The organism is Enterococcus sp. AZ104 (genome assembly GCF_050546705.1).
Classification (GTDB): Bacteria; Bacillota; Bacilli; order Lactobacillales; family Enterococcaceae; genus Enterococcus; species Enterococcus faecalis.
Map to the genome: position 1 here is coordinate 477,629 of NZ_CP172952.1, position 15,785 is coordinate 493,413.

The following is a 15,785-nucleotide window of genomic DNA, read 5'->3' on the forward strand; positions in this document are numbered from 1 at the left end:
ATGTCTGCGAAATGGGAAAAAAAAGGCACTAATGATGGTGTATTAACTTTTTCAATCGAACAAGCAGTAATCGAAAAAGGATTAACGCAAGCGTTCAATAAAGTGAAAAAAAACTTAAACGTACCTGGTTTCCGTAAAGGAAAAGTATCACGTACTGTTTTTAACCGTATGTATGGAGAAGAAGCGTTATACGAAGATGCGTTAAACGCTGTTTTACCAGAAGCATATGAAGCGGCTGTTTTAGAAGCAGGAATTGAACCAGTAGCACAACCAAAAATTGATGTTGAAAGCATGAATAAAGGGGAAGACTGGGTTATCACTGCTGAAGTAACTGTAAAACCTGAAGTAAAATTAGGCGAATACAAAAACTTAACAGTGTCTAAACAAGACCGTGAAGTAACAGATGAAGACGTGGAAGCACGTTTGAAACGCGAACAAGAATCTCAAGCTGAATTAGTAATCAAAGAAGATGCCGCTGCTGAAAATGGCGACACTGTAGTTATCGACTTTGAAGGCTTCTTAGGCGACGAAGCATTTGAAGGCGGCAAAGGCGAAAATTACTCATTAGAACTAGGTTCTAATTCATTTATTCCAGGCTTTGAAGACCAATTAGTTGGCAAAAAAGCTGGCGAAGAAGTAGAAGTAAGCGTTACTTTCCCTGAAGATTACCAAGCAGAAGATTTAGCTGGTAAAGAAGCAGTCTTCAAAGTAACTGTTCATGAAGTAAAAGCAAAAGAATTACCAGAATTGGATGATGAATTTGCAAAAGACGTTGACGATTCAGTAGAATCATTAGACGAATTAAAAGAAAAATTCCGTAAAGAATTGACAGAAGCAAAAGAAGCAGCAGCTGAAGAAGCAAAAGACGAAGAAGCAATTCGTTTAGCTGTTGAAAATGCTGAAATCGTTGAATTACCACACGTAATGGTTCACGACGAAGTTCACCGTTCAATGGATGAATTCTTAAACAACATGCAACGCCAAGGAATTTCTCCTGAAATGTACTACCAATTAACTGGTTCTACAGAAGAAGATTTACACAAACAATTTGAAGGCGAAGCAGAAACACGCACAAAAACAAACTTAGTGATTGAAGCAGTTGCCAAAGCTGAAAACATCGAAGTAACACAAGAAGACATCGATGCTGAAGTGAAAGATTTAGCAGAACAATACAACATGCCTGAAGCGCAAGTACGCAAAGTATTAAACAACGACATGTTAGAACACGATATTCGTATGAAACGTGCTGTTGAAACAATTACTGAAACAGCTGTTGAAAAATAAACATTTTTAATAAGCTCTTCATTTGATAGAGTTTTCTAAAACTGTAGATGGAAGGTGTCTTTCATCTACAGTTTTTTTCATATAAAATAACTTTTGAAAGGGTGTGTCAAAATGGATAAAAATTATTCGAAAATTAAATATGGATTAGTGGTGTTTGGCATCTTATGCTTGACGTACAATCTCTGGGAATTTTTTACGGCTAAGTATTCAACAAAACAAGGTGTGACGTTCGTTATCGAATGTTTACTTGGAATTGGTCTAATCTTTTTACCGGATCTTGTCAATAAATTTTTAAAAATTATTATGCCACCGACTATCGTTTATTTTTACTGGTTTTTCTTATTTATTTCAGTATTCCTAGGAACCTCGTTGCATATGATCTCAATCATTTCGTTCTGGGATAAAATTTTACACTTTGTTAGTCCGATGCTGTTAACTGCTGTGGGTTATGGTATTGCTGCTTTCCTATTGAAGAAAACGAAGTACGCCGATGTTTCCCCGTGGTTATTTTTATTATTTGGGTTTGCATTTGCAGGGCTTTGTGGCGTCTTCTGGGAATTCTGGGAATTTATCTGCGATTCATTAGGGAACATGAACTTACAACGCTATAATATGTCCAACGGCCAACCATTTATTGGGCGTGCTGCTTTAATGGATACGATGGGGGATTTATTTACCAATACCCTTGGGGCCTTTGTGATGGGCGTGTACACGTATATCAGAAGCAAAGGAAATCCTGAGTATTTAGAAAATTATGCGATAAAGAGAAAATAATAAAAAAGCGATTCAACCATGGTTGAATCGCTTTTTTGCTGTTTTTTTAAGCAGGTACTTCGACAGGTTTTTTCAAAAGTCCGTAGACAATTCCTGAAATAATCGCCCCAATTAAGATGAACAATAGATATAGTAATGGATTACTTAATAGGAAGACGACGAAGATTCCTCCATGTGGTGCCAATAATTTGATACCAAACGCACCAACCAACGCACCAGTAAAGGCAGAACCTACCACGAAACTTGGAATCACACGTAATGGGTCAGCTGCTGCAAAAGGAATTGCCCCTTCAGTGACAAAAGAAAGTCCCATTACAATATTGGTTAAGCCGGCATCTTGTTGATCTTTTGTAAATTTATTTTTAAATAAACGAGTTGCTACGAAAATTGCTAATGGAGGAACCATTCCGCCAGCCATTACAGAAGCCATGACCACGCTGCCACCTTCTGCAACAGTACTTGCTAGCGTAGCTGTACCGAAAACATAAGCAGCTTTGTTAACTGGTCCACCTAAGTCGATGGCCATCATACCAGCTAATAAGGCACCAAGTAAAGCTGCATTTGTGCCATCTAAGCCAAGTAGGAAATGATTTAACGCATCATTAATTGCTTTCATTGGGATGTTAATGACTAACATTAATAAGCCTGTAATAATCAAACCAAAAACTGGATAGAATAAAATGGTTTTAATTCCATCTAATGATTTTGGCAAGCCTTTGAAAACTTTACGTAAAAGAACCACTACATAACCAGCTAAGAAACCACCGATTAGGGCCCCAAGGAACCCAGCTCCTCCAGCGTTTGCTAACGCACCAGCGGCGAAACCAGCAACTAAGCCTGGACGATCCCCGATACTAGAAGCAATAAAACCAGCTAAGACAGGTAACATAAAGCCAAATGCTGCGCCACCAATTTGGTTAAACCAGCTAGCTACGTCATTGTAATTCCCTAAATTGGCTAATTGATCTTGAGGAACCCCGATAAATTGATCAATCATAAAGGAAAGAGCAATGGCAATTCCGCCACCAATAACGAAAGGTAACATATGAGAAACACCATTCATTAAATCTTTATAGATACGAGAACCGATTGAACCTTCCGCTGAATCCTCTTGATCGCTTGCAGCCGAGTCACTGCCATGGAAAGTAGGAGCTTCACCACTAATGGCTAAGTTAATTAGTTCTTCGGTTTTACGAATTCCATCACTGACGGGACGATTGACTAATTTTTTACCATCAAATCGATTCATTTCTACTTTTTTATCGGCTGCAACAATCACGCCATCAGCACGAGCAATATCTTCAGCAGTTAAACGATTTTTAATTCCTTCTGAACCGTTTGTTTCTACTTTAATGTCTACGCCCATTTCTTTTGCTTTTTTCTTCAGCGCATCTTCGGCCATGTAAGTATGAGCAATTCCTGTAGGACAAGCAGTCACAGCAATAATATATTTACGATTGCTTTCTGGTGCTGGCGTTGTTTGTTCTTGTTCTGCTTTTTCTTCCGCTTCTTTTTGATCTTCTGCTGCTTGGAAAAGAGCTTGTACTGCTTCTGGAGTTTCCGCTTCTTTCAATTTACCAACAAATTCTGGATCGATAAGTAATCGAGAAAGGGCCGCAAGCGCTTGGAGATGTGTATCATTGGCGCCTTCTGGAGCAGCAATCATGAAGAATAGATAAGTAGGTTGTCCATCTAGTGCTTCATAATCAACACCTTTTTTACTTTTAGCGAAAAGAACTGTCGGTTCTTTTACGGCACTGTTTTTTGCGTGAGGCATAGCGATGCCGTCGCCTAAACCAGTCGATGTTTGTGCTTCGCGTTTTAAAATTCCTTCTTTGTAAGTGTCAATGTCAGAGATGCGGCCACCATCGTATAATTTTTGGACCATTTCATCAATCGCGCCTTTTTTATCAGTAGCTTGTAAATCCATAATCATGACATCTTTTATTAATAAATCATTAATGTTCACTCTATTTTCCTCCCTTAGTGGATTTATTCTGAAATTTTTTCAATTGTTACTTCGTGAATAAGTTCTTGGATAAAATCTTCTGAGGCTAAATCATCAGAAAATGCGGTCGCGCTACCGCAAGCGACACCCCATTTGAAAGCCTCTAAAGGATCTTGTGTTTTTGAAAAGTTGCCAATAAAACCAGCAATCATTGAGTCGCCAGCGCCGACAGAATTTTTCAGTGGACGTTTTAAAACGTTGGAACGATAAACACCTTCTGTTGTGAAAAGTAATGCACCATCACCAGCCATTGAGATAATTACGTGTTGTGCTCCTTCTTCTAGTAACCGATGTCCATAAGGTAAAATATCTTCAACACTTGTAAAGGTTGTATGGTATAATTCTGCCAACTCATGATTATTTGGCTTGACCAATAAAGGCTTTTGTGACAAAGCGTTCATTAAATCTTCACCTGTCGTATCAATAACAAATTCTGCGCCTTTTTCCTTCACAATTTGGATTAATTCTTCGTAAAATCCTTTGCGTAGAGAAGCAGGTGTACTTCCTGAAAGAACAACAATATCACCAGCCTGAACACGACTAACTGCTTGTTTTAGTTCTTGAATTTCTTCGTTTGTTAGAGCAGGTCCTAAGCCGTTAATTTCTGTTTCAGTATCTGATTTCAATTTAATGTTGATTCGTGTATCAGCAGACACGGGAGTGAAATTCGTTTGGATTTCTTCTTTTTTCAACCAATCGGCAATGAATGAGCCTGTAAAACCACCTAAAAAACCTAAGGCAGTGGATTCTGTCTCCATACGTTTTAAAATACGTGAAACGTTGATTCCTTTGCCGCCAGGTAATTTAAAATCATTCGTCATCCGATTTAAATCACCAATTTGTAGATGATCGACATGAACGATAAAGTCGATAGAAGGGTTTAAAGTCACTGTGTAAATCATTTGTTTGCCTCCATTAAAATAGTTTTTTGCTGGAATCCTTGAAGCGATTCAGCAGGGCAGTAGTCAGTTAGTAAAGTAACTGACTCTAATTCTTCCACTTTGGTAAACGTTACTTCATTAAATTTTGTATGATCCAGTAAAACATAGGCTGTTTCTGCTTGATGAATAGCCAAGGCTTTTAGCGCTGCTTCTTCGGGATCAGGCGTCGTTAAACCAAACTCTAAATGTGCGCCGTTAGTTCCTAAAAAAGCTTTGTTAAAACGAAAATGTTGTAGCTGTTCCATACTAGTGGCACCAATGATTGCTTTAGTGGAGAGCTTCAAAGTACCACCAAGCATAATAGTGGGAATTTCCATATCGCTAAGTTTTGCAGCGTGATGCACGGAATTCGTCACTACATGGATTTGTTTCCCAACTAAAAAAGGGATCATTTCTAACGTGGTTGAACCAGCATCTAAATAGATCATATCGCCATCTTGTACACAACTAGCGGCTAAAGAAGCAATCTTTTGCTTTTCGTGCGTGTTTTTGATTGATTTTTCCGTCATGTTTTGTTCAAAGCCTAAATTAAGAATACGCTTAGCGCCGCCGTGAATGCGTTCTAACAAATTGGCGTCTTCTAATTCTTGTAAATCGCGGCGGATTGTGGATTCTGAAGCATTGAACAAGCTAGCAAGTTCTTGCGATTTGACGACTGATTTTTGATCTAACAATTGTAAAATTTTTTGATGTCGTTCTTCCGTAAGCATTTTCATCCCTCATTTCATGGATATAATAGCACAAATGAAAACGCTAATCAATCTAAAACGGTCAAAAACATTCAAAAAAATTAAAAAACAGTCATAAAAAAAGAAAGCTGCTGAACTCAGGTTCAGCAGCTTTCTTTAATTCACTAAATCATTCGGTAAAGTTTTTTGATAAATCTCTTTTTTGACTTGGTAAGCGAGTTTTTCATCGGTCAAAATAATGAGCACATCGCCAACATGCATAACAGTATCACCATGTGTTAAAATTTCCGATTCGCCACGGCGAATGGAAGTGAGCAACATTTGTTTAGGCCAGACAAAATCACGTACCATCGTATCATCTAAGGAACTTTCTGCAGTGATAGGTAATTCAATAATCGTTTTGTGGCCACGAATATTACTTACTTTAGAAGGAACCAAACGTTCTAATAAGCTTTCATAAATTGGCTTGCCGCCAAGACTATCGATGGTAATATAACTAACTAAAGCGACAACCCCTAAAGACATTAAATGAGAAAAATTGCCGACCATTTCTGTTACTAAAATAATCGCTGTTAACGGTGCTTTACCAATCGCAGTAAAATAACCAGCCATGGCAAAAATTAAAAAGTTTTTCACAAAAATTGGATCCATCCCTACGTATTGGACAAGTAGACTGCCATACAATGTTCCGATAATGGCACCTAAAGTTAGAATAGGCAAGAAAATACCACCAGGGAGATTCGAACCGTAAGAAACCATTGAAAAAACAAAACGTAAAACCAGTAAGCCGACTAAAGCCCAAATAGTGGCCGGTTGATTGCCTAAAGCTAAAACAATTTGATTCCCACCGCCAAGTAAATGTGGAAAGAAATAACCAATCGGTAAAATCAAAATAAAAGGAACAAAACCATAATAATTAGAAGAAAGGCCTTTGATTTTTCCATATACTTTTGGTAAGGACAACAATGTTTTTTGATATATCCAACCTAATAATCCTAGCAAAACGCCCAGCAGTACTAATGTCCAATAGTACTCTAAAGGCAAAGATTTAACCGGACCAATATAAAGAACTGGCTGCAATCCGAAGAAATGCAAAGAAACAAAGTTAGCGGAAATGGCCGCAGAAAAAGAGGTTAACCAAACTAAAGGTGAAAAGGAATGGTGAACCTCTTCTAGAACAAATAAAAGTCCTGCGATTGGTGCATTAAAAGCGGCGGCTAAACCAGCACTGGCACCACTACTGATTAAAATTTTTTCTTCAGACTTGGTGCTTTGCCGCCATTGACTATAGCCTTGTCCAACCACTGCACCTAGTTGAATTGAAGGACCTTCACGTCCCAAAAATAGCCCAGGACTAATCGCTAAGATCCCACCGATAAATTTTTTCCAAAGCACTGGAAACCAATGAATTTCTAATTGACCTTGAAGTTGTCCTTCCACTTGGGGAATGCCACTGCCTTTAATTGCTGGTTCGCTTTTGATCAGTCGTCCTAATAAATAAGCAAGCACGAGAGAAAATAAGAACCAAGGAATCATCCAAAAGGGTTTTTCGTGAAACGTTTGATACAGATGCACGACTTGTTCGCCAATTTTTTCAATGCCTAAGCGAAATAAGCTGACAACAAAGCCGACCAGGATTCCGACGACGATGCCTTTAAGGATAAAGCCGATTCGGGTACCATCTAATTGTTTAATTTCATGTACATCATTATTCATTTCATTTTTAGCCTCCATCACTACTTACTAATGTACTGCGGTTTGACTTGATTTACAAGAAAATTTCATATAAAAAGAAAAAGATTTTTTGTTCTTTTCTAAAGAACTTCAAAGGGATTTTTGGTATACTGTATAAGATTGAAAAAAGAGAGAGGACGTTTAATATGACACAAAAACATGCCTTGGTTCAGGGAATGAATCCTCGACAAGAAGAAGCCGTTTTGCATACAGAAGGACCACTGTTAGTCATGGCTGGTGCTGGTAGTGGAAAAACGCGGGTTTTAACACACCGAATTGCCTATCTAATTGAGGAAAAAGAAGTAAATCCATGGAATATTTTGGCGATTACGTTTACCAATAAAGCTGCTAAAGAAATGAAAGAGCGTGTAAATAAATTACTGGAAACGGGTGGCGAAGATGTATGGGTCTCCACTTTTCACTCCATGTGTGTAAGAATTTTACGTCGTGATGTGGATCAGATTGGTTACAACCGTAATTTTACAATTATTGACCCATCGGAACAAAAAACATTAATGAAACGCATCTTAAACGACTTAAATATTGATTCAAAAAAATATGATCCTCGCTCAATTTTAGGTACGATTAGCAATGCCAAAAATGAATTACAAACGCCTGAAAAAGTTGCTGAAATGCAAGGTTCCTTATATGAAGAAATTGTCGCAAAATGCTATGAAGCCTATCAAAAAGAATTACGCAAAAACCAATGTATGGATTTTGATGATTTGATTATGAATACGATTCGTTTATTCAATGAACAACCAGATACGTTGGCTTTCTACCAAAATAAATTTCACTATATTCATGTGGATGAATACCAAGATACCAATCATGCACAATATACCTTAGTCAATTTATTGGCTGCACGTTTCAAAAATCTGTGTGTCGTAGGTGATGCCGACCAAAGTATCTATGGTTGGCGCGGGGCGGATATGCAAAATATCTTGGATTTTGAAAAAGATTATCCAGATGCCAGTGTAATTTTGCTAGAACAAAATTATCGATCCACCAAAAACATTTTGGCGGCTGCGAATGATGTCATCAAAAATAACCGTAACCGCCGCGAGAAAGAACTGTGGACAGAAAATATAGACGGTGAAAAAATTGTCTATTATCGTGGGGACACAGAACGGGATGAAACACAATTTATTGTGAGCCAAATCCAAAAAGAAATGCGGGAAAATGACCGAATTTATGGTGATTTTGCGGTATTATATCGGACCAATGCTCAATCCCGTGTAGTGGAAGAAATGCTCTTGAAATCTAATATTCCGTATACCATGGTGGGCGGACATAAATTCTACGACCGTAAAGAAATTAAAGATATTTTGGCTTATTTAAGTTTGATTGCCAATCCAGATGATTCGATTAGTTTTGAACGAATTGTCAATGAACCAAAACGAGGAATCGGTAAAAGTTCAATTGAAAAATTACGGCTATTTGCGGATACGCATGGTTGGGCTTTGCTGGAAGCTGCCCAAAATGTTGATTTGGCAAATATTTCAGGAAAAGCGGGTAAAGAGCTTGGTAATTTTGGCATGATGATTCAAGACTTAACGAAAACAGTGCCCTATTTAACGATTACAGAATTGGTGAAAGAAACTTTACAACGTAGTGGTTATCGGGAAGCTTTGATGGCGCAAAATAATTTAGAGTCTCAAGCTCGCTTAGAAAACTTGGACGAATTTTTATCTGTGACACAAGAATTTGATAAACGTTTTGAAGCGCAAAATAACGACGATCCAAATGGCGAAGAAACAAAATTGGCGGATTTTTTAACAGATTTAGCCTTGGTTTCTGATCTAGATAATTTAGAAGAGAGCTCTTCACAAGTAACCTTAATGACGTTGCATGCGGCCAAAGGGCTGGAATTTCCAGTGGTCTTTTTAATGGGCTTAGAAGAAGGGGTTTTCCCATTATCACGTGCCATGCTAGAAGAAAGTGAACTGGAAGAAGAACGGCGCTTGGCTTATGTTGGTATCACACGAGCGGAAGAAGCCCTGTTCTTAACGAATGCTTATTCGAGAACATTATATGGTCGCACGCAATATAATCGACCAAGTCGCTTTTTAGAAGAAATTGAGGCGGAGCGTTTAATGAAACAAGGGGCGGCGGCCAATTTACAGAAAGCTCCAGCGCGCACCTTTGATCCTAAAGTATTCAAGCCCAGCGCAAGTAAACCAGCTTATACACAGCCAGCTACAAAATCAGTTAGCAACAAAGTGGCAAGTGGTGGCGAAAAAGTTTCCTGGCAAGCAGGTGATAAGGTCCAACATAAAGCATGGGGCGTTGGTACAGTCGTTCGTGTAGGCGGTTCGGCCAAAGACTTAGAGTTGGACATTGCTTTCCCTGAAAAAGGCATAAAACGGTTGTTAGCGGCATTTGCACCTATTGAAAAAATTTAACATGCAAAATAGATCAGCGATTTAATGAGAAATCATCATTAGATAAATTCTTTTTATTTTCTATCTTAGTGTAAATGTGTTAAAAAGACGATAAGAGCATTACACTTATGAGGAGGAGTTCTACGATGGAACAACAACCATTAACATTAACGGCGGCGACAACTCGTGCGCAAGAATTAAGAAAACAACTCAATCAATATTCCCATGAATATTATGTCAAAGATCAACCATCCGTAGAAGATTATGTTTACGATCGTTTGTATAAAGAGTTAGTCGATATTGAAACGGAGTTTCCTGATTTAATCACGCCAGATTCGCCGACACAACGTGTAGGTGGCAAAGTTTTATCTGGTTTTGAAAAAGCTCCGCATGACATTCCAATGTATAGTTTAAATGATGGGTTTAGCAAGGAAGACATTTTTGCTTTTGATGAACGTGTTCGTAAGGCGATTGGTAAACCCGTTGCTTACTGTTGCGAGTTGAAAATTGATGGGTTAGCAATTTCATTACGTTATGAAAACGGGGTGTTTGTACGCGGAGCAACACGAGGCGATGGAACGGTTGGTGAAAACATTACAGAGAACTTACGAACGGTTCGCTCTGTGCCAATGCGTTTAACGGAGCCCATTTCAGTGGAAGTTCGTGGCGAGTGCTACATGCCCAAACAATCCTTTGTCGCATTGAATGAAGAACGTGAAGAAAATGGCCAAGATATTTTTGCCAATCCTCGGAATGCAGCGGCGGGAAGTTTGCGCCAATTAGATACAAAAATTGTGGCGAAACGGAACTTAAATACGTTTTTATACACAGTTGCTGACTTTGGGCCAATGAAAGCGAAGACGCAGTTTGAGGCATTAGAAGAGCTTTCTGCAATTGGTTTTAGAACCAATCCCGAACGGCAATTATGTCAGTCAATTGATGAAGTCTGGGCCTACATTGAAGAATACCATGAAAAGCGGAGCACTTTGCCATACGAAATCGATGGAATTGTGATTAAAGTGAACGAATTTGCGTTGCAAGATGAATTAGGTTTCACTGTCAAAGCACCTCGCTGGGCGATTGCCTACAAATTTCCACCAGAAGAAGCAGAAACAGTAGTGGAAGATATTGAATGGACAATTGGGCGCACGGGGGTGGTCACTCCTACTGCAGTCATGGCTCCTGTACGAGTCGCGGGAACCACGGTTAGTCGGGCAAGTTTGCATAATGCAGATTTTATTCAAATGAAAGATATCCGTTTAAATGATCATGTTATTATTTACAAAGCCGGCGATATTATCCCAGAAGTAGCGCAAGTCCTAGTTGAAAAACGTGCAGCCGATAGTCAGCCTTATGAAATGCCGACACATTGTCCAATTTGTCATAGTGAGTTGGTGCATTTAGATGAGGAAGTGGCGTTACGTTGTATTAATCCAAAATGCCCTGCGCAAATTAAAGAAGGGCTGAATCACTTTGTCTCACGAAATGCAATGAACATTGATGGCTTGGGGCCAAGAGTGTTAGCACAAATGTATGACAAAGGATTAGTGAAAGACGTAGCGGATCTGTATTTCTTAACAGAAGAACAATTAATGACTTTGGATAAAATCAAAGAAAAATCAGCAAACAACATTTATACTGCCATTCAAGGGAGTAAAGAAAACTCTGTCGAACGTTTGATTTTTGGCTTAGGGATTCGCCATGTGGGTGCGAAAGCGGCAAAAATTTTAGCGGAGCATTTTGGTGATTTATCAACCTTAAGTCGAGCAACTGCGGAAGAAATTGTGGCTTTGGATTCAATTGGCGAAACAATCGCAGACAGCGTTGTGACGTATTTTGAAAATGAGGAAGTTCATGAATTAATGGCTGAACTGGAAAAAGCCCAAGTGAACTTGACATATAAAGGTCTCCGGACAGAACAATTAGCAGAAGTGGAGTCACCTTTCAAAGACAAAACAGTTGTTTTAACAGGAAAATTAACGCAGTACACTCGCGAAGAAGCCAAAGAAAAAATTGAAAATCTTGGTGGAAAAGTTACAGGGAGTGTTTCGAAAAAAACTGACATTGTGGTTGCTGGCGAAGATGCAGGCAGTAAATTAACCAAAGCTGAAAGCTTAGGCGTGAGCGTTTGGAATGAACAAGAAATGGTCGATGCGTTAGATGCAAGTCATTTTTAAGAAGAAAAATTAACGTTGTCAGATTTTATGTAGTAATTTGATGGTATGCTTATTTTAGTCATAAAAGTTATATGAACGAGGAATTTCTGAGTTGAGAAAGGAGGTTGATGCTTATGCGCAATTCTTCTTACTTTAACGAAAGGAGCAATGTTTTTGTCCGTTGAAGCAGCGCTAGGACTGATGATTGGTTTTGCAACACTTGTTGTGACCATTATCTTCGGTATCTTAGCGCTTGTCTTAGACAACAAAAATAACCGTTCATAAGCTTTGAGGAGCTGAACGGTTAAGCGTTTGAAATAAAACCAATAACTCAGTAAGCCGCTAGTTCTTATAACTAGTAGTGGCTATTAGAGAGGTATGTTCCTGCATATCTCTCTTTTCATTTTCATAATAACATATTTCCGTCATTTTTGCGAGCGACAAATTATCAATGAAATTCAAGGTTTCATCTAAAATATCCGACCATTTTATGGTAGAATAGGAACAGAGTGAACAGCTGTGCTAAGCTGTTTAAAGAAATACAATCCAATTGATTAATCTGAAAATGAAAATTTCAGTAAATGATAGAAAGAAGGGTATCTATGGCAATTACAGAAGAACAAGTCAAACATGTCGCTAAATTATCAAAATTATCTTTCTCCGAAGAAGAATTAGCGGACTTTACCAATCAACTAGATAAAATTATTGATATGGTGGAATTACTAGAAGAAGTAGATACAACAGGGGTTCCTTTTACTTCAAATGTGAATGAATCAATCAATGTCATGCGTGAAGACGTAGCGACACCAGGAATGGACCGTAAAGAATTAATGCGGAATGTTCCGGAATCAGAGAATGGTTACATTAAAGTGCCTGCAATTATGGATAACGGGGAGGCAGGAGCCTAATGGAAAAATTATACGACAAATCGTTAACAGAGTTACATGATTTATTGGTCTCAAAAGAAATCACTGCAGTTGATTTAACCGAAGAAACATTAAATCGTATTCAAGATACAGAAGAACAACTAGGTTCTTTTATCACAGTTAGTGAAGAAAAAGCAATGGCATTAGCCAAAGCGATTGACTTAAAAGGCATCACTGAAAGTAATCCATTAGCTGGGATTCCTATTGGGATTAAAGACAACATTGTCACAAAAGATATTTTAACAACAGCTGGCTCAAAAATGTTACACAATTTTGACCCAATTTATGATGCGACCGTGATGGATAAAGTCTATCAAGCGGATATGATTCCAGTCGGAAAATTGAACATGGATGAATTTGCCATGGGCGGAAGTACGGAAACGTCTTACTTCAAGAAAACAAAAAATGCTTGGGATCAAACGAAAGTCCCTGGTGGTTCTTCTGGTGGTTCAGCTTCTGCTGTCGCAGCCGGACAAGTCCCAGTTTCTTTAGGGAGCGATACAGGTGGTAGTATCCGCCAACCAGCCGCATTCAACGGTATTGTGGGCCTAAAACCAACTTATGGACGTGTGTCTCGTTTTGGTTTGATTGCTTTTGCTTCAAGTTTAGACCAAATTGGTCCATTGACACGAAATGTTAAAGACAATGCCTTAGCTTTAAACGCAATTAGTGGTTATGACGAAAAAGACGGCACTTCTGCAGGCGTTTCTGTTCCTGATTTTACGGCAGATTTAACTGGCGACATCAAAGGCATGAAAATTGCTTTGCCAAAAGAATACTTAGGTGAAGGGGTACAACCTGATGTTCGTGAAGCGGTATTAAAAGCAGCAGAAACATTTAAATCTTTAGGAGCAACGGTGGAAGAAGTTAGTTTGCCACATTCTAAATACGGCGTAGCGGTTTATTATATTATTGCCTCTTCAGAAGCAAGTTCAAACTTACAACGCTTTGATGGTATTCGTTATGGCTACCGTTCCGAAAATGTCCAAAATCTAGAAGATGTCTATGTTAATTCACGTTCTGAAGGTTTCGGAACAGAAGTTAAACGTCGGATTATGTTAGGAACCTTCTCTTTAAGTGCTGGTTATTATGATGCGCACTTTAAAAAGGCTGGTCAAGTCCGTACACTAATCAAACAAGATTTTGAGAATGTCTTTGCGGATTATGACTTAATCATTGGCCCATCCACACCAACAGTTGCCTTTGGTCTAGGGGAAAACATCAATGATCCAATCACAATGTATATGAATGATATTTTAACCATTCCTGTCAACTTAGCAGGACTACCAGGCATGTCCATTCCAGCAGGCTTCTCAGAAGGCTTGCCAGTTGGTTTACAAATTATTGGGAAACATTTTGACGAGCATACAATGTATAAAGCAGCCTATGCTTTTGAACAAGCGACAGATTTCCATACGAAAAAACCAGTCATTTTAGGGGGGAACGATTAATGAACTTTGAAACTGTCATTGGATTAGAAGTCCACGTAGAATTGAAAACCAACTCTAAAATTTTCTCCTCTGCGCCAGCGCATTTCGGAGCAGAACCAAATAGCAACACAAATGTGGTTGACTGGAGTTACCCAGGTGTTTTGCCTGTCATGAATAAAGGTGCCTTAGAATTTGGTATGAAAGCAGCACTTGCCTTGAACTGTGAAATTTCAAAAGAAACACATTTTGACCGTAAAAACTATTTTTACCCAGATAACCCGAAAGCATACCAAATTTCTCAATTTGATCAACCAATCGGACATGATGGTTGGATTGAAATTGAAGTCGAAGGCAAAAAGAAAAAAATTCGCATTGAACGGGTGCATTTAGAAGAAGATGCTGGGAAAAATATTCACGGCACAGATGGTTATTCTTATGTAGACTTGAATCGTCAAGGTACGCCTTTAATTGAAATCGTTTCTGAAGCAGACATGCGCTCACCAGAAGAAGCGTATGCTTATTTAGAAGCGTTGCGTTCAATTATCCAATTTACAGAAGTTTCTGATGTGAAAATGGAAGAAGGTTCTATGCGTTGTGATGCCAATATTTCTTTACGTCCGTATGGTCAAGAAGAATTTGGTACTAAAGCGGAATTAAAGAACTTGAACTCTATGAACTTTGTAAAAAAAGGTTTAGCTTATGAAGAAAAACGCCAGGCCAAAGTCCTATTATCTGGTGGCGAAATTCAACAAGAAACACGCCGCTTTGATGAAGCAACTAGTACAACGTTGCTTATGCGTGTTAAAGAAGGCTCAAGTGACTACCGTTACTTCCCAGAGCCAGATGTTCCTCGTTTTTCAATTGATGATGAATGGATTGAAAAAGTTCGCGCTAGTTTGCCAGAAATGCCAGCCTCACGTCGTGCCCGTTATATCAGTGAATTAGGTTTACCTGAATACGACGCAATGGTCTTGACTTTAACGAAAGAAATGTCAGATTTCTTTGAAGCAACCTTAGCAAACGGTGCAGATGCGAAACAAGCATCAAACTGGTTAATGGGCGAAGTTTCTGCTTACTTAAACAGTGAAAAAGTTGAATTAGCTGATACTAAACTGACACCAGAAAATCTAGCGGGTATGATTACTTTGATTAACGATGGCACAATCAGCTCGAAAATTGCGAAGAAAGTGTTCAAAGAGTTAATTGAAAACGGTGGAGATGCTAAAGAAGTTGTCGAAGCAAAAGGCCTTGTTCAATTATCTGATCCAGCGCAATTATTACCAATGATTAACGAAGTTTTAGACAACAACCAACAATCAATTGATGACTTTAAAAACGGAAAAGACCGTGCAGTTGGTTTCCTTGTTGGACAAATTATGAAAGCAACTCGTGGACAAGCAAACCCAGGTGTGGTTAACAAGTTATTGCAAGAAGAGCTTTCAAAACGATAAGAAAGTAG

The 15,785-nt window shown here is 38.7% G+C and carries 13 protein-coding genes; 8 read left to right on the forward strand and 5 right to left on the reverse strand.

All coding sequences use genetic code 11. The features are described 5' to 3' along the window. Together tig and IGJ37_RS02400 are read left to right on the forward strand one after the other, a co-directional pair. Entirely contained in the window at positions 1-1,284 is a 1,284-nt protein-coding gene (gene tig / locus IGJ37_RS02395) for a trigger factor (protein ID WP_430598956.1), read from the forward strand. Positions 1,285-1,395: 111 nt separating this feature from the next. Beyond that, complete coding sequence (locus IGJ37_RS02400; RefSeq protein WP_002355557.1) at positions 1,396-2,058, forward strand: hypothetical protein; 663 nt, start codon at positions 1,396-1,398, stop codon at positions 2,056-2,058. 46 nt (positions 2,059-2,104) lie between these two features. Here IGJ37_RS02400 and IGJ37_RS02405 read toward each other — a convergent pair whose 3' ends face one another. From IGJ37_RS02405 to IGJ37_RS02420, 4 genes are all read right to left on the reverse strand, one after another. Then, complete coding sequence (locus IGJ37_RS02405; protein WP_002366176.1) at positions 2,105-4,027, reverse strand: PTS fructose transporter subunit IIABC; 1,923 nt, start codon at positions 4,025-4,027, stop codon at positions 2,105-2,107. Between the two features lie 23 nt (positions 4,028-4,050). Then, the gene (gene pfkB / locus IGJ37_RS02410; protein ID WP_002363177.1) at positions 4,051-4,968 is read right to left on the reverse strand and encodes a 1-phosphofructokinase; all 918 of its coding nucleotides are present in this window, start codon (positions 4,966-4,968) and stop codon (positions 4,051-4,053) included. Beyond that, a complete protein-coding gene (locus tag IGJ37_RS02415; protein WP_002381250.1) occupies positions 4,965-5,717 on the reverse strand; it encodes a DeoR/GlpR family DNA-binding transcription regulator in 753 nt (250 codons plus the stop codon). Before IGJ37_RS02415 ends, pfkB begins: the two co-directional genes overlap by 4 nt. Before the next feature lie 135 nt (positions 5,718-5,852). After that, on the reverse strand, positions 5,853-7,412 hold the full coding sequence (locus IGJ37_RS02420; protein WP_002358694.1) for a ClC family H(+)/Cl(-) exchange transporter: 1,560 nt from the start codon (positions 7,410-7,412) through the stop codon (positions 5,853-5,855). Between the two features lie 164 nt (positions 7,413-7,576). On the opposite strand from IGJ37_RS02420, the gene pcrA reads away from it, so the two are divergent. Further along, a complete protein-coding gene (pcrA, locus tag IGJ37_RS02425; RefSeq protein ID WP_002363179.1) occupies positions 7,577-9,835 on the forward strand; it encodes a DNA helicase PcrA in 2,259 nt (752 codons plus the stop codon). Between the two features lie 125 nt (positions 9,836-9,960). Continuing rightward, positions 9,961-11,991 carry an NAD-dependent DNA ligase LigA gene (gene ligA / locus IGJ37_RS02430; RefSeq protein ID WP_002363180.1) on the forward strand — a complete coding sequence of 677 codons (2,031 nt, stop codon included), beginning with the start codon at positions 9,961-9,963 and terminating at the stop codon, positions 11,989-11,991. Here ligA and IGJ37_RS02435 read toward each other — a convergent pair. After that, a complete protein-coding gene (locus tag IGJ37_RS02435) occupies positions 11,988-12,203 on the reverse strand; it encodes a hypothetical protein (protein ID WP_002384936.1) in 216 nt (71 codons plus the stop codon). The two genes, ligA and IGJ37_RS02435, sit on opposite strands and share 4 nt — an antisense overlap. Between IGJ37_RS02435 and IGJ37_RS02440 the strand changes: the two genes are divergently transcribed. The 4 genes from IGJ37_RS02440 to gatB all read left to right on the forward strand — a co-directional run bounded on the left by IGJ37_RS02440 (position 12,169) and on the right by gatB (position 15,777). After that, complete coding sequence (locus IGJ37_RS02440) at positions 12,169-12,255, forward strand: hypothetical protein (RefSeq protein ID WP_306173767.1); 87 nt, start codon at positions 12,169-12,171, stop codon at positions 12,253-12,255. The genes IGJ37_RS02435 and IGJ37_RS02440 overlap by 35 nt on opposite strands. A 317-nt stretch (positions 12,256-12,572) precedes the next feature. Then, a complete protein-coding gene (gatC, locus tag IGJ37_RS02445) occupies positions 12,573-12,878 on the forward strand; it encodes an Asp-tRNA(Asn)/Glu-tRNA(Gln) amidotransferase subunit GatC (RefSeq protein ID WP_002355569.1) in 306 nt (101 codons plus the stop codon). Continuing rightward, positions 12,878-14,347, forward strand: a complete 1,470-nt coding sequence (gene gatA, locus IGJ37_RS02450) for an Asp-tRNA(Asn)/Glu-tRNA(Gln) amidotransferase subunit GatA (RefSeq protein WP_002368026.1) — start codon at positions 12,878-12,880, stop codon at positions 14,345-14,347. Before gatC ends, gatA begins: the two co-directional genes overlap by 1 nt. Next, a complete protein-coding gene (gene gatB, locus IGJ37_RS02455; RefSeq protein WP_002358703.1) occupies positions 14,347-15,777 on the forward strand; it encodes an Asp-tRNA(Asn)/Glu-tRNA(Gln) amidotransferase subunit GatB in 1,431 nt (476 codons plus the stop codon). The genes gatA and gatB overlap by 1 nt, the downstream gene beginning before the upstream one ends. Positions 15,778-15,785 lie beyond the last annotated feature (8 nt).